The sequence below is a fragment of the Pantoea sp. BS_8 genome (assembly GCF_041954965.1).
Taxonomy (GTDB): Bacteria; Pseudomonadota; Gammaproteobacteria; order Enterobacterales; family Enterobacteriaceae; genus Pantoea; species Pantoea stewartii.
Map to the genome: position 1 here is coordinate 744,722 of NZ_JAVAXU010000001.1, position 24,439 is coordinate 769,160.

Genomic DNA, 24,439 nt, shown 5'->3' on the forward strand with positions numbered 1-24,439 from the left:
TATCAATCAGGCGGCAGCGCCGGCCACACGTTTTTCACGGTTAAGTGATTGCAACGCCGAAACGTCTACAATCAGCGCCACGCTGCCATCGCCGAGGATGGTGGCGGCTGAAATACCTGGAACTTTGCGATAGTTGCTTTCCAGGTTTTTGACCACAACCTGGTGCTGACCGATTAACTGGTCCACCAGCAAAGCGTAACGCTTGCCCGCGCTCTGCAGAATCACCACAATGCCCTGCGTCGCTTCGGTTTTCGCCTCTTTCACGTCAAAGACGTTCCACAGTTCAACCAGTGGCAGGTATTCGCCGCGCACTTCCAGAACACATTCGCCGCCCGCCAGGGGTTTCAGCTCTTCAGCACGCGGCTGTAACGATTCCATCACCGCATTCAGCGGCAGAATAAAGACTTCGTTCGCTACGCGCACTGACATGCCGTCCAGAATCGCCAGCGTCAGCGGCAGCAGAATACGGATGGTGGTGCCTTTGCCTTGTTTTGAGGCAATTTCAACATGGCCACCCATTTCCTGAATGTTACGTTTCACCACATCCATGCCCACACCGCGGCCAGATACGTCGGTGACCTGCTCTGCCGTTGAGAAACCTGGCGCGAAAATCAACATGCCGACTTCTTCATCGCTCATGTTTTCATGCACCGGCAGGCCCGATGACAGAGCTTTTGCCAGGATACGTTCGCGGTTAAGGCCCGCACCGTCATCTGACACTTCGATACAGATGTTGCCGCCCTGGTGTTCTGCTGACAGCGTCAGATTACCTGTGGCAACCTTACCTGCCGCAATACGTTTTTCCGGGGTTTCGATGCCGTGGTCAAGACTGTTACGCACCAGGTGCGTTAACGGATCGATGATACGTTCGATCAGACTCTTATCGAGTTCCGTCGAGCTACCCAGTAACGTCAGTTCAACTTCTTTGCCCAGCTTGCTGGCCAAATCACGCACCAGACGTGGGAAGCGACTGAAGACGTACTCCATAGGCATCATACGAATCGACATCACAGATTCTTGCAGGTCACGCGCATTACGCTCAAGCTGCCCCATGCTGTTCAACAGTTCGCCGTGCGCGACCGGGTCCAGTTCACCTGAACGCTGTGCCAGCATTGACTGGGTAATCACCAGTTCACCCACCAGGTTAATCAGCTGATCGACTTTCTCAACCGCAACACGGATGCTGCTTGATTCGCTGGTCTTCGCGGGCGCGGCAGCGCGTTTGCTTTCGCGTTTCACCGCGGCAACCGGCAATTCGGTCACGGTCGCAGTCTGAACATCGGCAACCGCAGGCGCATCCACGCTTTCGGCTACCGCCGCGGCAGCGTCAGCACCCGGGAAGCGAATCTGCGCTTCATCAATAACGAAACACAGCACAGCAATAATGTCGTCTTTGCCTACGCCGGTAATGTGGCACTCAAGCGTATTGCTGCCTTTCTTCACGTTGCTGAGCGTGCCAAGATTACCCAGCTCTTCCAGCATCAGGTCGATATCTTTTTCTTTCAGGTCGACCAACTGCAGGTGAACACCTTCAGCATCAGAGGAGGCGGATTCTGCCTGACTGACAGGCGTTTCAAGCGCAACCACAACCGGTGCTTCAACCGGCTGACCTTTCGCCTCTAACGCCAACTGGCGTAATGCTTCACAGATATACTTGAAGCTTTCCGCGTTAGGCTCTTGCGCGGTTTTATAAGCATCTAGCTGTTCCTGCATAATATCTTTAGTTTCCAAAAACAGATTGATGATGTCGGTGCTGAGCTGCATCTCGCCGCGACGAGCACCATCCAGAATGTTTTCCAGGATGTGGGTTGTTTCCTGTAAAACCGTAAAACCAAAGGTTCCGGCTCCGCCTTTAATCGAGTGGGCGGCGCGGAAGATGGCGTTAAGCTGTTCAGAGTCTGGCTCCTGGGGATCGAGTCCCAACAGGTGTTGCTCCATATCCGCTAACAGCTCATCGGCTTCATCAAAAAACGTCTGGTAAAAATCGCTGATGTCCATGCTCACGGGAATCACCTCGGCTGTGAGGGGGCTGCTGTATTCACCGCACCTGCCGAAGACGCTGGCGGTGCGGAGGTTGTTTTCGTTGCATCCGCCGGTAGGGCTGACGGTGCAGGCGTTATTGTTGTTACCGCACGAACCGAAGAGGTTGACGTCGCGGAGGTCGCTGTTTTCGCCGCGACCGCCGGTGAGGCTGACGATGCGGAGGCTGCTGTTTTCACCGCGCTCGTCGATGACGCTGACGAGGCGGCGGTCGCGGCTTTCTCTGCGCTCGTCGATGCGGCTGACGGTGCGGAGTTCGCTGTTTTCACTGCATCCGCCGACGTGGCAGTTGCAGGTTTGGAAGATGTTTTATCAGCCGCATTACTGCCGGGTGCTGACGGCGCGGTCACTTTTTCCAACGCAGAGGGATCGCTAATCTGAACCGCGTCACTTTCTGCGTTCTCTTTCTCAATCGCGGCTTCGGTATCATGGTTCAACACCAGCAAACTGATACGACGGTTAACGGCATCATCGCCGCCGCGATTTTTCAGTTTCATGGTATCCGCCATGCCGACGATACGCAGAATCTTTCCACCATCCAGCCCACCAATCACCAGTTCACGACGTGACGCATTGGCACGGTCCGCTGACAATTCCCAGTTGCTGTACCCTTTATCACCGGTCGCATACTGAATGTCATCCGTATGGCCCGCGATACTGATACGGTTAGGGATGTCATTCAAAATCGGGGCAATCGCGCGCAAAATATCACGCATATAAGGTTCAACTTCTGCACTGCCGGTCTTGAACATCGGGCGGTTCTGGCTGTCGATGATCTGAATACGCAGCCCTTCATCAACCATATTAATAATCAGGTGCGGACGCAGCGCTTTCAGGCGCGGATCAGCTTCGATTAACTGGTCGAGCTTTTCACGCAGGCGGTTGAGGCGAATTTCATCCAGCTTGCGTTTCTGCGCATCCATATCCACAACCTTTTTGACTTCACCTTCTTTCTTCGTAGCATCGTCTCCTCCGCCTGGGATCGGGCTGCTACTGTCGCTACTTCTCTGTCCACCCGTCAGCGCCACTTTTAAGGGCGTCTGAAAATATTCTGCTATCTGGATAAGCTGTTGTGGGCTGGCGATCGACAGCAGCCACATCACCATAAAAAATGCCATCATCGCCGTCATAAAGTCGGCATAGGCGATTTTCCATGAGCCATGTCCTCCTTCATGTTTTTTATGTTTGCGCTTTCTAATCAGCACAATTGGGCGATTGCCATGTTTCATGAGGTCTGATCCGAAGTCTGTTTAGCCGGGTTCTTCGCGTTGCGAACGTGTTCTTCCAGTTCGCTGAACGATGGACGCTCAGCTGAATAAAGCGTTTTACGACCAAACTCGACGGCGATCTGCGGTGCATAACCGTTCAGGCTGGAAAGCAATGTCACTTTCACGCACTGCATCATCTTGGTCGTTTCAGCACACTTCTGACGTAATACCGACGCCAGAGGCGAAATAAAACCGTATGCCAGTAAAATCCCGAGGAACGTTCCCACCATGGCATGTGCCACCAGTGCCCCCAGCTCGGCGGCTGGACGGTCAGCTGACGCCAGGGCATGAACCACGCCCATTACCGCCGCAACGATACCGAAAGCGGGCAGGCCATCGCCGACGGCAGCGATACTTTGTGCCGGCACTTCACACTCGTGTTCATAGGTTTCAATCTCTTCATCCATCAATGCTTCGATTTCGAAAGCATTCATGTTGCCGCTCACCATCAGGCGTAAATAATCGGTGATGAAGTCGACTAACTGTTTATCGGCTAAGATGCGGGGATAATTAGCAAAAATTTCACTCTGGGCGGGATCTTCAATATCACGCTCAAGCGATAACATGCCTTGCTGACGAGATTTCGCCATCAGCCGGTAAAGCAGTGCCATGAGATCCATGTACACCGCTTTGTTGTATTTCGAGCCGCGGAACAGGAGCGGCAGAGCTTTGAGGGTCTTCTTGATCGATTTACCGTTGTTGCCCACCAGAAACGCGCCGACGCCCGCCCCGGCGATCATCAGCAATTCTGCAGGCTGGTAAAGCGCGCCAAGATGTCCGCCCACTAAAGCGTATCCGCCCAACACGGAACCTAATACAACGATGTAACCTAAAATTATCAGCACAGAAAAATCCTTACGTCCGTAACGTGTTGGTCGACGTTAAGCCAGAGAAACCGGAGATGTTCACCCTGTGGAGGCAAAAAAAAAGCAGCGGGATTAACCGCTGCTGGATGACTTCCACATTGCGAACAAATTTAAACGGCGTGTTTAACCTGTTCATCCAGCAGTTGTGGAAAGATATCGGCAGTATCTGCAGAAAGTTTACGTCTTTTTACGGCACGTGATGGTGGCTGGCACAGGCTGCAGACAAAGCTGCCAACAGGCTGATGTGCATGATTAATAAAGCTGCCGCTGCAGCATTTACAATCTGATAATTCCAGCATACCGCTTTCAACGAATCGCACCAGGGTCCAGGCGCGTGTTAGCGCCAACAGCGGGCCCTCGTCCGATTGCGGGCACTGCTCGAGATAAAGGCGGTAGGCTTTAATCACCGCATCAATCCCTTTGCTCAAACCGGTTTTCAGTAAAAACGTCCAGGCATTACAGAACATTGAGGCATGAATGTTCTGTTCCCAGGTCATGAACCAGTCAGTCGAGAATGGCAACATACCTTTAGGGGGTGGACTGCCACGCAACTCTTTATAGAGTTTGATCAAGCGACCGCGGCTCAGCTGCGTCTCGCTCTCCAGCATTTGTAAGCGCGCACCCAGTGTGATCAGCTCCATAGCGAGCTGAATATCACGCGCTTCCTGAACAATACTTTTCTCACCCATTATACCGCCCTCTTTTTAGTAGGCGCGGCGTCTTTCGACGCACTGCGTAATAAACGGCTGGATAAAAGAATCCCGGTATGGATTTGTTGTAAATCATCCACACGTGATTCCTGCGTCAGGCGATTAATAACGGTGCTATCGGTGAAACGAAACTGACACACAAGTTGGTTGGTCTCAGCTAATTTCACCATTTCAGGTAAGGTTAATTCAGACAATGCGTCAGCCATCTTTTCATCGATCCCGAGGCGAAACATCGCAGAAGCTTTTTCCTGGTTAATTAATCGCTGCGCGAGCAGTAAATATGACAAGTTGATATCGTAAATATGTTTTAGTAATTCAGATGTACCCATTTTTCCATCCTGAGAGACGCGACGTAACTTACCGCAGATGACATCTCTGCGTATCGAGCTGCTGGTTGGTAAATCTAAAGATGGCAAAATAATTAAACATAAAAAGCAATGGTTCTGAGTTCTGCTTCTTTTTGCGACCCTGTCTGTCCGGTCAGAAGTCAATCTTTTCAGTCCACCTTATTCTTAAGTCGATAACCTTCTTCCCTGAGGCTTGCTTGCTTTTTTTAAGACTAATCCGAAAACAAGGCAAATCTATATCGGATGATCCTTACATACAACGACAGTTCGGTGAAATTTTAGATAAAGTGTGACGTAGATCACACTTTTGCCTCTATTTTCTTCAGTAACGCTTTATTATCCCTTCCTCACTGTCTGTTTTTTGCACAATTTGACGTTTTTTTTACAGGGATTTGTCCTGAGCTGGACTTAATTGGCTACAAAAATCAGGGATGATTCTGTAGGGCATGCAGATTTCCTGTTTATCTCAATGAATGGAATTTGCACCCTATTTAGAACCAGCCAAAACCATAAAACCAGTGGAATATGCTACCCATGGCGCGCATTATTTGTATTTAAATTAGTCAGTTAGGTGATAAGACAAAAAGAAGGGAAAACAGGAGCAGAAGGCCGACAATTCTGATTACGCGCTTTCTGACAATCCGTCGTAAAGGCTGAAAGCAACCCGTTTAGAGAGCGTACACCGATGTAACAAGGAGTTACATTAAGGATATGAATGAATTGCAGGCAGGGGAGTTTTATGCATTTTAACTATCGGCAGGAATGAAGAGAACTTTAGCTTAAACAGGTAAAGAAAGTGAATGGTGGTGTTAATTGCACATTTTTACGCCACTTTGCCGTCAGACGGACACCTGGCGACGCAAAAGCGCTTTTGAGTTAGGGGACAATCATTAGCAACAGCGTGTATGCAAAAGCGGCGGGATGTAACGCACAGCAAGCCTTCCCTGGCTTGCTCTGCTGTCAGGCGAGTTTCGGAAAGGTGGCAACCTTATTTGCCATGCCGTGATCGGCACTCCGCGGGGCAATCTTCTCAAGATCACGCAGGAAGTTTTCGCGCCATGCGGTGATGTCGTTTTTACGCAGTACCGCCATCATATCGTTATAGCGTGAGATACGCTCGGTACGGGGCATGGTAATCGCTTTATCCAGCGCCGCGGCCACTTCATCGCGGTCATAAGGGTTCACGATGAGCGCGGACGTCAGCTCGTTAGCCGCACCGGCAAAACGGGACAGTACCAGCACACCCGGATCGTCCGGGTCCTGCGCCGCCACGTACTCCTTCGCCACCAGGTTCATCCCGTCACGCAACGGCGTCACTAAGCCGACATCCGTTAAACGGAAAATTTTCATCAATAAACGACGGTCAAAGTGCTGGTTAAGATAATAGAGTGGCGTCCAGCCCAGGGTGCCGTATTTCCCGTTGATGCGCCCTGCCTCGGTTTCTAACTGATGACGAATATCCTGATAGGCCTGCACATCGCCACGAGACGTTGGCGCAATCTGCGAGTAACGAATCTTGCCGTGATGCTGCGGGTAGTTTTCCAGCAGCGCTTCATACGCCAGGAAGCGTTCCGGCAGGCCTTTCGAGTAATCCAGACGTTCGCAGGCAATGATATTGCGCACATCGCCCAGCTCTTTCTTCATCGCCGCCATTTTGGGTGGCAATGGCCCTTCAGCCATCTCTTTAATGCTGTCAGGTTCGATCCCTATCGGGTACACCTCCGTCATAAAGGTATTGCCATAGGCGCGATGTTTTTTGTCACCTTTATTCTGCAACTGCGTCAGCTGGCTCACACTGTCGAGGAAGGCGACGCGATCAGATTCCGTCTGGAATCCTAACAGATCGTATTCGCACAACATTTCCAGCAGTTCTCTGTGCGGCGGCAGCGCATTGAAAATTTCGGGCGTCGGGAAAGGAATATGCAGGAAGAAACCGATGCGGTTGTTGATGCCTGCCCGGCGCAGCGCGGCGGCAAACGGCAGGAAGTGGTAGTCATGAATCCACAGAATGTCGTCAGGCTTGATCAGCGGTTTCAGCCGCTGCGCGACGGCATCATTAACTTCGCAGTATCCTTCCCAGGCTTCACGCTGGAACTGCACCAGATCTAAACGGTAATGGAAAGCAGGCCAGATAACGGTATTAGAAAACTGACAATAATAGAGATCGTACTCGTTCTGGCTCAGCGGGAAGGAAGCATATTCAATACCATCATGCTCCGTTACCGATACCGGGTTTTCTTCCTCACCCGAAAATTCACTTATCTCACCGTTCCAGCCAAACCACAGTCCACCCGTGCTTTTCAGCGCATCCAGGATGCCAACGGCAAGGCCGCCCGCGCTGGTTTTGTTCCCATTTGGCATGGCGATACGGTTAGATACAACAACTAAACGACTCATAACCTAAACTCCTTACCAACGTTATCTTGCTCTAATTGTAATCGTGTTCTTTCCAGCCAGGCATAGACATCCGTAACGTCATGTAAACGATAACGTGCCTGGCTTTCGCCTTCTCCCACTTTCACGGAAATCCCGTGCATGGCATTGACGGCGGCAAAGCCTTTCTCATCGGTCAGATCGTCACCGATGAACACCGGAATACGTCCCGCGAACGGGGCTTCCTGCATAAATGCCTGCACAGCCGCGCCTTTATCAATGCCGGTCGGTTTAATTTCAACCACACACTTTCCGGGCTGCAACGTCAGACCCGAGAAACGTTCGACGGCGGCCTGCGCAAGGCGCAATATGTCCTGCTCATGTGCCATCGCCCGACGATAATGGAGGGCAAACGCCATCCCTTTCGCTTCAAGCTGCGTATCTGGCCAGTGGGCCATTTCGGCTTCCAGCATCTGTTTCAGCTGACGTTCAGTCTCTTCGGGCAGTGACACGCAGTGCACCTTGCCCTCCGCGTCACGACGCTCAGCGCCATGCACGCCGGCAGCCGGCGCGTGCAACGGTGCCGCAAGCGCATCCAGTTGCTCAACAGGACGACCTGATACCAGCGCCAGCGCGCCGTGGCATAAAGAAGAGAGGCGTTGCAGCTCTGCTACAACCTGTTCTGGAATGAAAGCGGCATCCGGCTGGGGCTGTATCGCTGCCAGCGTGCCATCAACATCAAAAAAGAAGGCATACAGACCGCCGCTCAATGACGGAAACGAGGCATTACTTTCTGCCGTCTGGGTCACGTGTCTTCTCCTGTAAACGGGTTCATCATCAGGACATCGCAGCAGAGAGCGTTCAGCAAGAGGTCGGCGCAAGACCGAATGAAGTAAGGAGACTGCGCGGTAAAACCCTGCAATTCGGTAACTCTTTCTCCAAAAACATACGCGTTAAGTGCTGAAAAACTCACTGACTGTCGTTGTCGCCCCATAAAGTGTAGACGCAATCCTGCATTCTGCCAGAAATATGCATTTCCTGTGCCAGCCGTAACGCTTAATTCTGCTGCTGGCAATAACGGCGATTACCGGCCTGCTCACGCCGACTTATTTTGCGCCCGCAAAAAAGAAATAAAAATGTAATAAATGGTCCTGTTTAAGGTTTTCCTAATCTTTCTTATCCATACTGTTCACTTATTACCGTCTGACTTTCATTGTTGCGCGTTAATGCGAATGTATTAGCGCAATAATAATGGAGACATTCACTAATGATTCAACCCGGATAAAATAACATTTTTTATTATTCCGCCTTTATATTAATAGTCCGCCCGTCATGTTGCCCTTTCGCATTTGATAAAACGTCTTATTACGGGTTAAGGCATTATGCCGGGCGAGACGAAAAGGGGCTGATTTGCAGCCCCCTTTATCTCATCTTTAATTAACGTTTCCGCTGAGCTAAGTTGAGTGACAACATTCGTCATGTCAGCAACAATCCCGGCATGTTTGCCCAAAGCAGGCACAGCCGGCGAAACCGGGACGGCCTGCCTTATCCGCTTGCCGGACAAGGTTGTCAAGGTGAGTTCGCGGACGAGCGACCCGCTATTGCTGTGTCCGGTCATCGGTACTGATAAAAAAGAGGTATCCTGTTAAGCGCTTATGAAAATATTAATTGTTGAAGACGATGCTCTGCTGCTGCAAGGTCTTGTTCTGGCGCTGGAAGGCACGGGCTATGTCTGCGATGCGGTTTCAACGGTCCGTTCCGCGGAAGCTCATCTTGCCAGCGGGCTTTACAGTTTGATCGTGCTGGATGTCGGCCTGCCGGATGAGGATGGACTGCACTTTCTGCAGCGTCTTCGTCGTCAGAAGCAGATGCAGCCCGTATTGATTCTTACCGCACGGGACACGATTGATGAGCGCATCGCCGGGCTGGATGCAGGTGCCGATGACTATCTGATTAAGCCTTTCGCGCTGGATGAACTGCTGGCAAGGATTCGTGCCCTTATCAGACGTCATGTTAACCAGGGGGATACGCGCGTGGAGGTGGGCAACCTGTCGCTGGATATGACCCATCGCCAGATTCATCTGGATAACGCCTTGCTTGATCTCACCCCTAAAGAGTTTTCGATTCTGTCTCGCCTGATGCTCAAAGCGGGCCATCCGGTGCACCGCGAATTGCTGTATCAGGATATCTACAATTTTGATAACGAGCCTTCGACCAATACGCTGGAAGTGCATATCCACAACCTGCGTGACAAGATCGGCAAAAGCATGATCAGAACGGTTCGCGGCTTCGGCTATGCCCTGTCCCCCTCCCAAACTGATAGCGAGATGCCCGAGACATGAATACTGACCGCACCGGGACGACCATGCGTTTTCGGCTGCTTCTCACGATTGGCCTCATTATGCTGTTTTTCCAGCTCATCAGCGTGGCCTGGCTCTGGCATGAAAGTCAGGAACAGGTGCAATTTTTAGTTGAGGCGCATCTGCAGAACCGCAACATGGACCAGCATGTGCATAAAGAAGTCCGCGAAGCCGTGATGAGTCTTGCCCTGCCCAGTCTGGTGATGATTACGCTGACGCTGCTCCTGTGCTATCAGGCGGTACGCTGGATTACCCGCCCGCTCTATCAGTTGCAGCGTGAACTGGAGAACCGGAGCGAGGTAAACCTGGAACCTATCACCTTTTCCGGATCGGTGCAGGAGATTGACGCTGTTACGCACTCTGTGAATCGCCTTGTCGCACGTCTGACAGACAGTCTGGAACGTGAACGCCTGTTTACGGCCGATGTGGCCCATGAGCTGCGAACGCCGCTGGCAGGTTTACGCTTACATCTTGAGTTGCTACAACGAAATCAGGCCGTCGATACGCAACCTTTATTACATCGTCTGGATCAGATGACAGGAAATGTCGCCCAGTTGCTGCAGCTGACCCGTGCCGGCCAGCAGTTTACCTCGGGCAGCTACCAGCAGGTTGCCCTCATTGATGAAGTGATTGTGCCTATGGAAGCGGAGTTGAGTGCGATGCTTGCCGTGCGTCATCAAACGTTAACCCTTGATGTTGAGCACAGCTCCAGGGTGAAAGGCGATGCGATCCTGTTACGAATGCTTCTGCGCAATCTGGTGGAAAACGCCCACCGTTACAGCCCATCTGAAAGTAATATCACCGTGCGGCTTGAAAACACACCAGGCCCGGCGCTGATCGTGGAAGACGAAGGTGACGGCATTGATGAAAGCAGGCGCGGCGAGTTAAGCAAAGCCTTTGTCCGCATGGACACGCGCTATGGTGGCATTGGGCTGGGCCTGAGTATCGTCAGTCGGATTGTGCAGTTACATCATGGACAGTTTCTGCTGGAAAATCGCCATGACCGTTCAGGTTGTCTGGCCAGGGTCCTTTTCGCGGTGGACTGATTCAGTTCACAAACCAGCAGGCCAGAAAGCTGATGACAGCGCTGACGGCAAGAATAACGGCAACGTACTCGCTGAATGGGCGTGATACGAAAGAGGTGGCGGTAACAGTCGTGGTTTTCATAGCGTCTCCTGTAGAATCCACCTCAGTATCGCTGCCCTGTGTTAAGGAAACATTAAGCGCTACATTCCCTGTCGCGGCTTAAACCTTCCCGACAGAGTGCCCACCGCTTGCCCTGTTCCCTGCTACGCTAAACGCATTGTGTGACAAAAAGGCCCCACATCAGACGGCGTTTAACGCGGCTCTCTTTACGCTGACGTCTTCAGAGATGTTGAAAATGCCTGACGTCATCCCCACCTCTTTCCTTCAGACCAGACAGGAGTAACATTTATGGCAATCGAATATGCAGTAATCGCAGGCGGCTGTTTCTGGTGTACAGAAGCGGTTTTTAAAGACGTGATTGGCGTTGAGTCAGTCGAAAGCGGTTACACCGGCGGCGAGCGCCCTAATCCGACCTATGAGCAGGTCTGCAGTGGCGCCACCGGTCATGCAGAAGCCATTCGCATTGGCTTTGATCCTGAGAAGGTCAGCTATGGCGATTTGCTGGACATCAGCTTTGCCACGCATGATCCAACACAGCTTAATCGCCAGGGCAATGACATCGGCACTCAGTATCGCTCCGCCATTTTCCCCGAAACACCCGAGCAGGAAGCTGAAGCCCGTGCCGCGATTGCACGCGCTCAGCAGGATCATGATAAACCGATTGTCACAACCATTGAGCCATTAAAGGCCTGGTATCCGGCAGAAGGTTATCATCAGGACTACTGGGAAGGTGCTGGCCAGCGAAACGGCTATTGCATGGCGGTGATTCCCCCTAAACTGCAAAAGCTGCGCAAGAGTTTTGCCAGTCGGGTTAAAACCGCCCAGTAACCGCCTGCCGCTGAGCGGACTTTACACTGCGTAAAAACGGGCGTTTTGCGATTAAAAAACCCGATTTTGCGCAGCCTTAACGCGATTCGTTCAGAGCTTAAGCGAATAGAAAAAAAGAAAAAAATAGTGCTTGACCGTTTCAGGTCGACTCCCTATAGTAGCGCCCCGTTGACCCAGCGCGGTCAGCAACAATTTGCGGTGAGGTGTCCGAGTGGCTGAAGGAGCACGCCTGGAAAGTGTGTATACGGCAACGTATCGGGGGTTCGAATCCCCCTCTCACCGCCACATTCAAAGAAGAGTCCAGACTCACCTCTGGACTTTTTTTTTGCCTGTTCTCCTGAGGGGGGGATGAGAACCCCCGACCGGGGGGGCGACAAAACGGCAACGCCGTTTTGCATGGCCGCCGGGCGAGCGCAGCGAGTGAATCCCCTCTCACCGCCACATTCAAAGAAGCGTCCAGACTCACCTCTGGACTTTTTTTTTTGCCTGTTCTCCTGAGGGGGGATGAGAACCCCCGACGTGGGGGCGACAAAACGGCAACGCCGTTTTGCATGGCCGTCAGGCCACCCGAAGGGCGAGCGCAGCGAGTGAATCCCCCTCTCACCGCCAGATTTGAAGAAGCGTCCAGACTCACCTCTGGACTTTTTTTTTTGCATATTCTCCTGAGAGGGGGGATGAGCACCCCCGACCGGGGGGCGACAAAACGGCAACGCCGTTTTGTATGGCCGCCAGGCCACCCGAAGGGCGAGCGCAGCGAGTGAATCCCCCTCTCACCGCCAGATTTGAAGAAGCGTCCAGACTCACCTCTGGACTTTTTTTTGCCTGTTCTCCTGAGAGGGGGGATGAGCACCCCCGACCGGGGGGGCGACAAAACGGCAACGCCGTTTTGCAGGGCCGCCAGGCCACCCAAAGGGCGAGCGCAGCGAGTGAATCCTTCTCTATCGTCCTCTGTCGCCCCCAATAAAAAAGGCCTGACGGTTCACCCGCAGGCCCTTAAAGCACTCGCGCTCACGCGTTACTGCTTATCCCGTGCCCACGTCGCGCTGCTGACATTCACCTTCACTGGCAACAGACCGATCTGGGTAAATTTATCGGCCAGCGCCTGCTGTTCGTTAAACACGTTGGGCGTCATACGTTCCGCCCCAAACGGCATGCGGGCCAGCGCGCGCTGCCAGATGGGTACAGGCAACCCCGTGGAGCCGGAAAGGATTTTTGCGGCGTCAGCCTGATGACTGTTTGCCCAGGTGCTCAGCTGACTCAGCGCGTTCAGCACCTGTTTCGCCGTCTCGGGATGACCATCAGCAAATTTGCGGCTGGCCAGGAAAAAGGTGTAATGCGGCACTAAGCCTTCGGCATTTTTCAGCAGGCGCGCATGGGCCGTGGTTTCGACTTCGGCCAGATACGGGTCCCAGATAACCCAGGCGTCGACAGCACCGCGCTGGAAGGCGGCCCGGGCATCGGCAGGCGGAAGATAAACCGGCGTAATATCTTTATACGTCAGCCCCGCCTGCTCCAGCGCAGTCACCAGCAGATAATTAACATCCGATCCTTTGTTCAGCGCCACGCGCTTGCCTTTCAGATCCTTGACACTTTTGATCGTTGAATCGGCCGGCACCACAATGGCCTCGGTCTGCGGGTTGGCCGGCGAGTGGCCAAGGTAGACCAGATCGGCCTGTGCCGCCTGCGCGAAAACAGGAGGCGCATCGCCGGTGGCCGCCAAATCGATACTGCCTACGTTAAGCCCTTCCAGCATCTGCGGGCCTGCCGGGAACTCCACCCAGCGCACATCAATGCCCTGCTTTTTAAATTCGCTGTCGAGCGTGCCACGGTATTTCAGCAGCGCAAAAATATTCGCTTTCTGAAAACCGATATTCACGATCTGGGGTTTGTCTTCCGCCTGTGCTGTCACGAAGGTGCCAAGTTGAGCGAGCGCAATCAGTGCGCTTATCACTATTTTTCTCATTTTTCTGTCCTGAACGAAGGTGTTGTCAGCGCAACATAACAAATCCGTGCCTGAGGGCTTAATGCGTATAAGTTCTGTTCTTAGTCATAAAACGTCATTGCGGCCAGACTCTGTCCCGGACGTTGATGGCGCGGGGAAACAGACCGAGCGCATAGAAACGATCGGCGATTCTCTGCTGCTCGCGAATAATCGCTAAGTTCATCGCCTGAGTTCGATGACTACGCCGCGCCAGCGCCTGACGTAATGCGCTGTCGGACATGCCCAACTCCTTTGCCAGTAACCCGGCAGCCTCGGCCGGATGGGCATCGATATACTGGCCAGTCTGCTCCAGCGCGGTCATCAACAGGCGCAGTAAATCGGGTGAATGCGTAGCAAACTGGCAATCCGCCAGATAGAACTGATGGTTGCTGACCCGGCCCACGCCATCGGCAATGACGCGCAGTTGATCGCCACGTTCGGCCTCACTCAGTAAAGGGTCCCACATCATCCAGGCATCGACCGCATTCAGGTCGCTGGCGGTTAACGGGTATTTCGGTGGGGCATACACGATACGCACGTCGTCCAGCGTCAGTCCTGCTTCATCGAGGATCTGCAGCAGCAAAAAATGGACGTTAGAACCTTTATTCACCGCAATGCGCTTGCCTTTGAGATCGGCAATCGTCGTGATGGCGCTGTGTCTGGCGACCATCAGGGCAACACTTTGCGGCGCAGGCGGTTCCCAGGCCACATAGACCATGGTGCCCTGATCGGCCTGGGCAAACAGTGGCGGAACTTCGCCTGTCGTACCAAAGTCAATTTCCTGATCGCGCAGGGCGTGCAGCAACTGTGGCCCCGCAGGAAATTCACTCCACAACACGCGGACATTCTGGCCCACCAGCTGCTGCTCAAGATGCTGACGGGCTTTGAGAATGCCAAGATTGCCGAACTTCTGGTAACCAATACGCAACTCGCGCTCCTGCACCACAGAGTCTGTCAAAGCACGCGATGGCGCGATGACGCTTCTGCGGCGCGGCTTAATGATGCCGCAGTGGCCCAGATGGGTGCGCAGGCTGTGACGGCTGATTCCCAACAGCGCTGCCGCCTGGAGCTGATTTCTCTGACTCAGCGCATAGGCATTCCGCACTAAGGATTCAATAATTCTGGGATACAGGGGCGTTTCACTGTGCTGCAGTTGCTGCCGGATAAACTGATCAATCACATCCTGTTCAGGCACCGGTGCAGCCTCAGTCACGTGGCCCAGACGCAGATGCCCGGGGCCAATGAGTGTTTCCTGGCTGAGCAGAACAGCATTATGTAATGTGTTTTCCAGCTCCCGAATATTGCCCGGCCAGGCGTACCGGCTTAACGTCGCGATCGCCTCCTCACTCAGACGCAGCTGAGGTCGGCCCAGTCGGCGCGCATAGTGTTGCAGAAAATACGCGGCCAGCACCGGTATATCCTCACGGCGCTCGCGCAGAGGCGGCAGCGCCACGCTGGCCACATTCAGCCGGTAATAGAGATCCTCGCGGAAGCGCCGTTCGGCAATCGCACCGGTCAGGTCGCGGTTCGTGGCGGCAAGCACCCGAACATTTACCTTTATCGCCTGAGATGAACCTACCCGGGTAATCTCTCTCTCCTGCAATACGCGCAACAGTTTTACCTGGAGCGGCAAACTGAGTTCACCGATCTCATCCAGCAGCAGCGTGCCGCCCTGCGCCGCCTCGAACCAGCCACGATGACGTTCCGTGGCACCGGTAAACGCGCCCTTCTCATGCCCAAACAGTTCTGACTCGGCAAGACTTTCCGTCAGTGCGCCGCAGTTCACGGCGACAAAGGGCGCGCGGCGGCGCGGGCTGTGGTGATGCAGATAGCGCGCCATCACCTCTTTACCGGTGCCGGTTTCGCCAATGATTAACACCGTGGCATCCGTGGGTGCCAGGCGATCCAGGATACTTTTGAAGGCCAGAGAAGCCGGGTCAATTAAATCGGGACCAGCGTGTTCCATAGCGAATACCTGCAAAGTGACTGAGCGCTCACGATAACGCTAAGCGTGAAGGGAAACGAGCCACGGGCTGAGCCCCTGTGCTGCAAATGCAGCACTGAAGTTCAACGCCTGCTGCATTTGCAACAGCGCGTACCTGAAAGCTGAAATCATAACGCTATAAATTCAAAGGAAAAAATGACCAGACACAGTTGGCACGTATTCTGCTAATGGCTTTATAACTGAAAGATTGCTTTTCATTTGCCAATTTCAAATATCGTTATAAAGGAATCTGCTAATGCCTGAAGCCTCTGAGAAAAACATTAATCTGTTCTGGTTTTTACCCACCCACGGTGACGGACGTTATCTGGGGACCACCCAGGGCGGAAGAGCGGTCGATCTGCCCTATCTGCAACAGGTCGCCCTGGCGGCAGACAATCTGGGTTTCTATGGCGTACTGATCCCCACGGGTAAAAGTTGTGAAGATTCCTGGCTGGTGGCGGCGGCTCTGGCCCCCATCACTAAACAGCTGCGTTATCTGGTGGCGGTCAGGCCGGGGTTGCAGCCGCCGAGCCTGGCGGCGCGCATGGCGGCAACGCTGGACCGTCTGTCAGACGGGCGCTTACTGATCAATGTGGTGACGGGTGGCGATCCGGTGGAAAATAAAGGCGACGGTATTTTCCTGAGTCATGCCGAACGCTATCAGGTCACGCGGGAGTTCCTGGAGGTCTATTCCCGTTTGCTGAAAGGCGAGAAAGTGGACTTCCACGGTGAACATATTCGTGTGGAGGGCGCTGAAATTCTGTTTCCGCCTGTGCAGGCCGACGGTCCACCGCTCTACTTTGGTGGTTCGTCAGACGATGCGGTCGACGTGGCCGCCAGTCAGGTCGATACTTATCTCACCTGGGGCGAACCCGTTGAGCAGGTTGCCGCCAAACTGGACGTTGTGCGCCAGCGGGCGCAGGAACGTGGCCGGGCGTTGTCCTACGGCATTCGACTGCACGTTATTGTGCGTGAAACCGAAGAGGAAGCCTGGGCAGCAGCCGATAAACTGATAGCTCATCTGGATGATGAAACCATCGCATCCGCTCAGAAGATCTTTGCCCGTATGGATTCGACGGGCCAGGCGCGCATGAGTGCACTGCACGGCGGTTCACGCGAAGTCTTACGCATCGGCCCCAATTTATGGGCAGGCGTCGGACTGGTGCGCGGCGGCGCGGGCACTGCACTGGTCGGCAACCCTCAGCAGGTGGCAGCGCGGATTCGGGAATACCAGGCGCTGGGCATTGATAACTTTATTCTGTCGGGCTATCCGCATCTGGAAGAAGCGCACCGGGTAGCCGAGTTACTGATGCCACTGCTGCCGCTGTCGACGCACGCCGGGAAAGCACAGCGCAGCGTGAATACAGGTCCCTTTGGTGAAACTATCGGTGGCGATCGTCGTCCCGAAAAAAGCGCCAGTGCCAGCTAACAAATGAGGCGGTTTATGTCAGAGCAGCATATTGTCATCGTGGGCGGTGGATTTAGCGGGACAGCGCTGGCCGTGCATCTGGGTCGTCTGGGCCAGGCCGGACTGCGTGTCACGCTCATCGAACCCCGGTCGCAGCTGGCGCAGGGCGTTGCCTACTCGACGGCCGATCCGGCTCACCGCCTTAATGTACCCGCGTCACGCATGCAGCTGGCGGGAGAGGAAGAAGGCAGCTTTGATCGCTGGTATCGCGCCTCTGATGCATATGTCAGCGATCCCGCCGCGCGCTGGCACGATGGTCATGTCTATCCTCAGCGCAGGCAGTTTGCCCGTTGGGTCAATGCACAGTTCGAGGCGGCACAACGTGAGTCGCCTGTCGTTCTGGCGCATCTGCAGGATCGCGCTGTGGCTTTCCGGGACGGCACGGTCAGCACCGCCGCCGGCAAACACCTTGCCGCCGACATTGTGGTCCTGGCCGTCAGTCATCCCGCGCCGTCGTTGCCTGGCGCGTTAACCGCACTGGCTGACTATCCCGCCATCATCGCCGATCCCTGGCAGGAGAACGCCCTCGCCTCTGTCGGTCCGGAGGAGCGCATCGCCATTGTGGGCAGCGGTTTAACGATGGCGGATATGGTGGCCACGCTGGATCGCCAGGGGCACCGCGGCCCTGTCACCGTGTTTTCACGCCGTGGACAACTTCCCCGGCCCAATATCAGTCAGCATGACCTCAGCTGGTCGCTTGAAGGGCACCTTGCCAGGCCAGCGGGTGTGCGCTGCTGGTTACGGCGCATCCGCCAGGACATGCGTCAGGCGGCGGCGCGCGGGCTTCCGTGGCAGGTCGTCTTTGATGAGGTTCGTCGGCAGGGCCAGACCCTCTGGCAGAGCCTGCCACTGAATGAGCAACGGCGCTTTCTGCGCCATCTGCGGCCGTGGTGGGATGTGCACCGCTACCGCATTGCGCCACAGGCAGGCCAGGTGCTGAACGCGCGGCTGGAAAACGGATCGTTGCAGGTGATGGCGGCGCGGCTGACGGCGGCAGAGTCCAGCCATTCTGCGGTGCGGCTGCATCTGCAAACTCGCTCGGGCGAAGTCGTGACGCGGGAGGTGGATAAGGTGATCGTGACCACCGGCCCGGCGCACGGGAAACTGGTACAACATGATGCCCTGCTACGCCAGTTGTGTGATGACGGCGTCATCCGGCCCGATCCTTTAGCGCTTGGCATTGATGTCAATGCCCTGTCGCAGACGCGAACGGCACAGGGCCACAGCAATTCCCATCTGTATGTGGTCGGTCCCGCGGCACGCGGTCGGTTTGGTGAACTGATGGGCCTGCCGCAGGTGGCAATGCATGCGGAAGCGGTTGCCCGTCAACTGCTAAATCTCACAACCGCTACGCTAAACGAGCGATGTCCCCTTTCACTGACTGACTAATCACTTACCTGTTTATTATCCCCCTAAAAAGTGGGCGGCACCGGCGTGCCGCATCCGCTCAGGAGCCTGCTATGCCTAAACAACGTGAAATCCGCTTAAATGCCTTTGATATGAATTGCGTGGGTCATCAGTCACCCGGTCTGTGGGCGCATCCGCGCGATCGCTCCTGGCAGTACAAGGACCTGGAATACTGGACAGACTTAGCCGTGCTGCTGGAGCGCGGTAAATTTGACGGCCTGTTTATCGCCGATGTACTGGGCATTTATGATGTCTTTAACGGCAACAATGATGCCGCCCTTCGCAGTGCCTCTCAGGTGCCGGTTAACGATCCGCTGGCGCTGATCACCCCAATGGCGATGGTCACTCAGCATCTCGGTTTCGGTCTGACCGCCTCGCTTTCGTTTGAACATCCTTATCCGTTTGCGCGCAGGATGTCGACGCTGGACCATCTTACCAAAGGGCGGATTGGCTGGAACATCGTCACCTCCTATCTGGAAAGCGGCGCACGCAATCTGGGCCAGGCCACGCAAACCCGTCATGATGCCCGGTACGATTATGCAGATGAGTATTTGCAGGTGGTTTATAAACTGCTGGAAGGCAGCTGGGAAGACGACGCCGTTATTCGCGACCGGGAGCGCCATATCTTCAGCGATCCGAACAAAGTCCATCCGATCAACCATCAGGGCACCTTTTTCCAGGTGCCGGGCATTCACCTGTGTGAGCCGTCACCACAGCGCACGCCGGTGTTATATCAGGCGGGTGCCTCCAGCCGCGGTAAAGCTTTTGCCGTGCAACATGCCGAGTGCGTGTTTGTTGCCGCGCCGTCTAAGGTGCTGCTCAGGAAAACCGTGGCCGATATTCGTCGGCGCGCAGAGGAGGCCGGACGCGATCCGCGCAGCATTCTCATTTTCAATATGCAAACCGTGATCGTGGGCGAGACCGATAAGCTGGCTCAGGCCAAATGGCAGGATTACAAACGTTATGTCAGCCACGAAGGTGCCCTTGCCCTGATTTCCGGCTGGACCGGCATTGACTTTAGTCAGTATCAACCCGATCAGGTGTTTAAACATCTTCATACCGATGCGATTCAGTCTGTTGTAGAGAGCTTCTCGACCGCCGATCCGCAGCGTGAATGGACGGTGCAAAACATGGCCGACTGGGTAGGCATTGGCGGCTTTGGGCCGTTGCTGGTGGGCAGCACCGAAACCGTGGCAGATGAACTACAGAGCTGGGTGGAGGAAACAGACGTTGACGGTTTTAATCTGGCTTATGCCGTTACCCATGAAACCTTTGCTGACGTCGTGAACCTGCTGGTGCCGGAACTGCAAAAACGCGGCGTATATAAGCAGGATTACCAGCCCGGCACGTTACGGGAGAAGCTTTTTGGGCTGGGCGATCGCCTTACTCATCCTCATCCTGGTGCCGGCTACCGACGCACGCCCTCGTCAGCGGGCCTGATCGTCCCTGCTGAAGCCTCATAACATAACGAGACGGCTTCGTTAGCCTGATTCACCCAACCCATACCGGAAGCGTGCCCACGTTTCCGGTCTTTTTCATGCCTGAGAATAAAAAATAACTTATTGAAATTAAAACATTCCTTATTACTTTTTCTTGTTTGTTTACTGCGTATGCACTGCTTATAAAGGCAGCACCTGTACAGACAATAACGAGGATAACATGAGCACTCTCAATATCGATGATGATGTGGCGATTCCCTCGCCGCCTTCCACACCGGTTCGCTCCGTCAACGATGTGGCCCGACTGATCAATACGCAAAGTGACAAAAACAGCTATGCGCGCTGGATCGTGTTTCTGGCGCTGGGCGGCGTTTTTCTGGATGCCTATGACCTCACGACGCTGTCCTACGGCATCGATGATGTCGTTAAGACGTTTAGCTTAACGCCAACCTTAACCGGGCTGGTCACCTCCTCCATTATGATCGGCACCATTGTGGGCAACCTGGCTGGCGGCTGGCTGACCGATAAATACGGTCGCTATTCGGTGTTTATGGCAGACATGCTTTTTTTCGTCGTTTCTGCCCTCGCTGCCGGTCTGGCTCCGAATGTCTGGGTACTGATCGGGGCGCGCTTTTTGATGGGCATTGGTGTGGGAATGGATTTGCCTGTGGCCATGGCCTATCTGGCCGAATTCTCGAAGTTTTCGGGTAAAGGCAACAAAGCTGCGCGACTGGCGGCCTGGTGCCCGATGTGGTATGCCGCCTCGTCGGTCTGCTTTTTCATCATCTTCGCCCTCTACTTCCTGTTGCCAGCCCAGCACATTGACTGGCTGTGGCGGGCATCGCTGTTGTTTGGTGCCGTGCCTGCCCTGCTGATTATTGCCGTGCGCAGCAAGTTTATGAACGAATCGCCTTTATGGGCGGCTAATCAGGGAGATTTACGCGGTGCGGTCCGTATTCTGCGTGAGTCCTATGGCATCCAGGCACATGAAGATAAGTCCCCTGCCATCGAGCCTGTCGCACCGGCGGTCAGTTTCCGCGTGCTGTTCCAGAAGCCATATCGCGAACGCACTATCGTGGCAGCGGTGATGAACGCCTGTATCGCTTTTGAATATACGGCTATCGCATTTTTCCTCCCCTCGATTCTGGCGCAGTTTCTGGGCGCGGGCGTGTTCGAAACCATTGCCGCCTCACTGGGACTTAATGCGCTGTTCGCCTTTACCGGCGGCCTGCTGGGCATGCGACTGGCCTGGAAATTTCCCTCTCGTCATGTGGCCATCGCGGGGTTTGCGCTACAGTTTATCGCCCTGATTTCACTGGCCTTGATCGGGCATCCTGAAGCCACTTACGGTGTGGTCTTTGCCATTCTGCTGCTGGGAGTGTGGCTGTTTGCCGAAGGGTTCGGACCCGGTGCGCAGTTAATGATCTATCCCGCCCTCGCCTATCCCACATCTATTCGCGCCACCGGCGTCGGGTTTAGCCGTTCGATCTCTGGTGCAGGAAGCGCACTGGCGCTGTTCATTCTGCCGATATTGCAGGCGGCTTATGGCACCAACCTGTTCTGGATCGTGTCACTGGCCGCTCTCATCCCCATCATTTTCCTGCTTGTGGTGCGCTTTGAACCGACGCGCCACGATATTGATGACCCGTCAGCTCAAGGAGAACACCATGTCTGAACCTGATTACACCCGTCTGGCAGAACGCTTTCGTCCTGTTTTTGCCCGCATCGCCGACGGGGCCGCTGCACGCGAACGCGACCGGACACTGTTGCATGAGCCGATAAACTGGCTTAAGGCGGCGGGCTTTGGCACGCTGCGTATCCCAACGGCTAATGGCGGCCTGGGAGCCTCGCTGCCGCAGCTTTTTCGTTTGCTCACCGAGCTGGCAGAAGCGGATTCCAATCTGCCTCAGGCTCTGCGCGCCCATATGGCCTTTGTCGAGGATCGCCTCAATCAACCTGACAGCGAAGACCGTCAACGCTGGTTTCGCCGCTTTGTTGATGGCGACATCGTCGGCAGTGGCTGGAGTGAAACGGGCAGCGTCAGGCTGGGAGACGTGAATACCACCGTTTCCCCTACCGGGCACGGTTGGCAACTGACGGGCGAAAAGTTTTACAGCACCGGCACACTCTATGCCGACTGGATTGATGTGTACGCTAAGCGCACCGACAACCAGCGCGACGTGATTGCGGTGGTGAGCACTCATCAGGACAGCGTTGAGCGGGACGATGACTGGGATGGATTTGGGCAACGCCTGACCGGTAGCGGCACTACGCGCTTTCGCGAGGCGCACGTGGAGCCTGCGCATGTGTATGACTTTAGTGAACGCTTTCGCTATCAGACGGCTTTTTATCAGCATGTCTTACTCGCGACCCTGGCCGGCATTGGTCGCGCTATTGTGCGGGATGTGTCCCGGAGCGTTGCACAACGAAAACGTATTTACAGCCACGGTAATGCCCGCCAGGTCAAACAGGATGTGCAGGTGTTGCAGGTTGTCGGCCAGATAAGTAGTTGGGTCTGGGCGACAGATGCCGCCGTGCAGCATGCCACGCCGTCGCTCCAGCTTGCGTTTGATGCGCACCAACAAGGGCAAGCAGAAAGCCTGATTCACGCCGCCAACGTGCAGGCCGAAGTGGAGGCCGCCAAAGCGCAGGTCGTCGCCGTTGAATGGATTACCCGCGCGGCCAGCGAGTTATTTAATGCGCTGGGCGCGTCAGATACGCGGGTGATAAACGCGCTGGACAGGCACTGGCGCAATGCCCGAACCATCGCGTCCCACAATCCGGTGATATACAAGAGCCGAAATGTCGGCGACTGGGAAGTGAACCGGCGCGATCCGACCTTTATCTGGCAGATCGGCAGCGGTGAATGATCGCGGCCAGGCGGCGAATCTGAGACACAAAAAAACCCGGCCGGAGCCGGGTTTGGTCGCTACATGACTCAATCGAACGCTAGCTGTACGCGTGCAGAGTGCGCTGACACAGCGCGGAACGCACACAATCCTCTTTGCCGAAACGGACAATGCCAACCATCTCGTCCTCTTCGAAACGCGCCAGCGCGTCTGCGAGACCGGAAGGCACCCCAGCGGGCAAATCGCACTGGGTAATATCGCCGTTAACAATCACCGTGACATTTTCGCCAAGGCGGGTCAGGAACATTTTCATCTGCGCAGCCGTCACGTTCTGCGCTTCGTCCAGAATCACTACCGCATTTTCAAAGGTGCGGCCGCGCATATAGGCAAAAGGCGCAATTTCCACTTTGCCGATTTCCGGACGCAGACAATATTGCATAAAGGATGCGCCAAGACGTTTAACCAGAATGTCGTAAACCGGGCGGAAATAGGGGGCGAATTTCTCTGAGATATCACCAGGAAGGAATCCCAGATCCTCATCCGCCTGTAGCACCGGGCGCGTAACGATAATCCTGTCGATATCCTTATGAATCAGGGCCTCTGCTGCTTTCGCAGCACTAATCCAGGTTTTGCCGCAGCCCGCTTCGCCCGTGGCGAAGATAAGCTGTTTTGTTTCTATGGCGTTAAGATAATGCGCCTGAGCTTCATTTCGGGCTTCAATCGGCGCACGGTCACGCACATCGCGTGCCATGCCAATTGCATCAAGCCCACCCATTTGCACCAGCGAAGTGACCGATTCTTCTTCACGCTGACGATGACTGCGTGAGTCATTACGAAGCACTCGTCTTGCTTCTCGACGCGCTTTGATCACTGCTTTCTGTCTTCCCATAGTGGCACCTTACAGTTGGTTTCATTTCCCGCTTCAGGCAATACGCCCGTTGCGATTACGTGAACGCTTTAGAGGTTTCAGTTGGCTTCCTTTAGAGCCGTGACAGGCCATGACGATTGATATCCGGCAGCAAAACAGCCTGACCGTATACCGGTAAAAAAGGAGTGAAGTTGAAGAGAGAAAACACATTGAAATGTAAAAGCGGTTGAGGAAGAACGTCCCTCACGGGTGAGTGCGATATTGTTTACTGCTGAACGGCTGTAAAAACATCTATCCATGCGCGAACTCCAGTGTGAGACATCAACACGCCCGATTACGCTTTCATAGTAAAGTGAACCATCTTATTGGTATTTTGCAACAGTATTTTCACTTTCATGAAAAATAAATATTCAACCGGCCGTTAACGAAGACCTTACTTAAATTAAATTACGTATTTATTACAGAGGGTTAGTATATTTTACGTCACGTTAAAAAGCGTGTTAAA

Annotated in this window: 18 protein-coding genes and 1 tRNA gene; 9 read left to right on the forward strand and 10 right to left on the reverse strand. The window is 54.4% G+C overall.

The window, feature by feature from the left end; all coding sequences use genetic code 11:
• Positions 1 to 6 precede the first annotated feature (6 nt).
• From cheA to otsB, 7 genes are all read right to left on the reverse strand, one after another.
• Complete coding sequence (gene cheA / locus RAC65_RS03450; RefSeq protein ID WP_172677647.1) at positions 7 to 1,998, reverse strand: chemotaxis protein CheA; 1,992 nt, start codon at positions 1,996 to 1,998, stop codon at positions 7 to 9.
• Positions 1,999 to 2,009: 11 nt separating this feature from the next.
• The gene (gene motB / locus RAC65_RS03455; RefSeq protein WP_033741999.1) at positions 2,010 to 3,269 is read right to left on the reverse strand and encodes a flagellar motor protein MotB; all 1,260 of its coding nucleotides are present in this window, start codon (positions 3,267 to 3,269) and stop codon (positions 2,010 to 2,012) included.
• On the reverse strand, positions 3,266 to 4,153 hold the full coding sequence (motA, locus tag RAC65_RS03460; protein WP_006120238.1) for a flagellar motor stator protein MotA: 888 nt from the start codon (positions 4,151 to 4,153) through the stop codon (positions 3,266 to 3,268). Before motA ends, motB begins: the two co-directional genes overlap by 4 nt.
• A 131-nt stretch (positions 4,154 to 4,284) precedes the next feature.
• On the reverse strand, positions 4,285 to 4,863 hold the full coding sequence (gene flhC / locus RAC65_RS03465; protein WP_033742000.1) for a flagellar transcriptional regulator FlhC: 579 nt from the start codon (positions 4,861 to 4,863) through the stop codon (positions 4,285 to 4,287).
• Positions 4,863 to 5,213 carry a flagellar transcriptional regulator FlhD gene (gene flhD / locus RAC65_RS03470; protein ID WP_006120236.1) on the reverse strand — a complete coding sequence of 117 codons (351 nt, stop codon included), beginning with the start codon at positions 5,211 to 5,213 and terminating at the stop codon, positions 4,863 to 4,865. The genes flhC and flhD overlap by 1 nt, the downstream gene beginning before the upstream one ends.
• Positions 5,214 to 6,191: 978 nt before the next feature.
• Complete coding sequence (gene otsA / locus RAC65_RS03475; protein ID WP_033742002.1) at positions 6,192 to 7,628, reverse strand: alpha,alpha-trehalose-phosphate synthase; 1,437 nt, start codon at positions 7,626 to 7,628, stop codon at positions 6,192 to 6,194.
• Positions 7,625 to 8,413, reverse strand: a complete 789-nt coding sequence (gene otsB / locus RAC65_RS03480) for a trehalose-phosphatase (RefSeq protein ID WP_375096352.1) — start codon at positions 8,411 to 8,413, stop codon at positions 7,625 to 7,627. Before otsB ends, otsA begins: the two co-directional genes overlap by 4 nt.
• A gap of 846 nt (positions 8,414 to 9,259) precedes the next feature.
• Here otsB and pmrA point away from each other — a divergent pair.
• The 4 genes from pmrA to RAC65_RS03500 all read left to right on the forward strand — a co-directional run bounded on the left by pmrA (position 9,260) and on the right by RAC65_RS03500 (position 12,223).
• Complete coding sequence (pmrA, locus tag RAC65_RS03485; RefSeq protein WP_205958551.1) at positions 9,260 to 9,946, forward strand: two-component system response regulator PmrA; 687 nt, start codon at positions 9,260 to 9,262, stop codon at positions 9,944 to 9,946.
• Positions 9,943 to 11,010, forward strand: coding sequence for a two-component system sensor histidine kinase PmrB (pmrB, locus tag RAC65_RS03490; protein ID WP_375096353.1), 1,068 nt, complete (start codon positions 9,943 to 9,945; stop codon positions 11,008 to 11,010). Before pmrA ends, pmrB begins: the two co-directional genes overlap by 4 nt.
• 388 nt (positions 11,011 to 11,398) lie before the next feature.
• The gene (gene msrA / locus RAC65_RS03495) at positions 11,399 to 11,938 is read left to right on the forward strand and encodes a peptide-methionine (S)-S-oxide reductase MsrA (protein WP_006120229.1); all 540 of its coding nucleotides are present in this window, start codon (positions 11,399 to 11,401) and stop codon (positions 11,936 to 11,938) included.
• 197 nt (positions 11,939 to 12,135) lie between these two features.
• A tRNA-Ser gene (locus RAC65_RS03500) sits at positions 12,136 to 12,223 on the forward strand.
• Positions 12,224 to 12,953: 730 nt separating this feature from the next.
• Here the strand turns inward: RAC65_RS03500 and RAC65_RS03505 are convergent.
• Both RAC65_RS03505 and RAC65_RS03510 read right to left on the reverse strand, forming a co-directional pair.
• A complete protein-coding gene (locus tag RAC65_RS03505) occupies positions 12,954 to 13,901 on the reverse strand; it encodes a sulfonate ABC transporter substrate-binding protein (RefSeq protein ID WP_375096354.1) in 948 nt (315 codons plus the stop codon).
• A gap of 94 nt (positions 13,902 to 13,995) precedes the next feature.
• The gene (locus RAC65_RS03510) at positions 13,996 to 15,885 is read right to left on the reverse strand and encodes an aliphatic sulfonate ABC transporter substrate-binding protein (protein ID WP_375096355.1); all 1,890 of its coding nucleotides are present in this window, start codon (positions 15,883 to 15,885) and stop codon (positions 13,996 to 13,998) included.
• Between the two features lie 274 nt (positions 15,886 to 16,159).
• On the opposite strand from RAC65_RS03510, the gene ssuD reads away from it, so the two are divergent.
• The 5 genes from ssuD to RAC65_RS03535 all read left to right on the forward strand — a co-directional run bounded on the left by ssuD (position 16,160) and on the right by RAC65_RS03535 (position 23,087).
• A complete protein-coding gene (gene ssuD, locus RAC65_RS03515) occupies positions 16,160 to 17,332 on the forward strand; it encodes an FMNH2-dependent alkanesulfonate monooxygenase (RefSeq protein ID WP_375096356.1) in 1,173 nt (390 codons plus the stop codon).
• A 15-nt stretch (positions 17,333 to 17,347) separates the two neighbouring features.
• Positions 17,348 to 18,760 carry an FAD/NAD(P)-binding protein gene (locus tag RAC65_RS03520; protein ID WP_375096357.1) on the forward strand — a complete coding sequence of 471 codons (1,413 nt, stop codon included), beginning with the start codon at positions 17,348 to 17,350 and terminating at the stop codon, positions 18,758 to 18,760.
• A gap of 71 nt (positions 18,761 to 18,831) precedes the next feature.
• The gene (locus RAC65_RS03525; protein ID WP_375096358.1) at positions 18,832 to 20,241 is read left to right on the forward strand and encodes an LLM class flavin-dependent oxidoreductase; all 1,410 of its coding nucleotides are present in this window, start codon (positions 18,832 to 18,834) and stop codon (positions 20,239 to 20,241) included.
• A gap of 196 nt (positions 20,242 to 20,437) precedes the next feature.
• Positions 20,438 to 21,892, forward strand: coding sequence for an MFS transporter (locus RAC65_RS03530; protein ID WP_054633624.1), 1,455 nt, complete (start codon positions 20,438 to 20,440; stop codon positions 21,890 to 21,892).
• Complete coding sequence (locus RAC65_RS03535; protein ID WP_205956515.1) at positions 21,885 to 23,087, forward strand: acyl-CoA dehydrogenase family protein; 1,203 nt, start codon at positions 21,885 to 21,887, stop codon at positions 23,085 to 23,087. Before RAC65_RS03530 ends, RAC65_RS03535 begins: the two co-directional genes overlap by 8 nt.
• Positions 23,088 to 23,166: 79 nt before the next feature.
• Here the strand turns inward: RAC65_RS03535 and phoH are convergent, their stop codons facing one another.
• Positions 23,167 to 23,955 (reverse strand): phosphate starvation-inducible protein PhoH, encoded by a 789-nt coding sequence (gene phoH / locus RAC65_RS03540; protein ID WP_006120221.1) that lies wholly within the window; start codon positions 23,953 to 23,955, stop codon positions 23,167 to 23,169.
• Between the last annotated feature and the right edge of the window lie 484 nt (positions 23,956 to 24,439).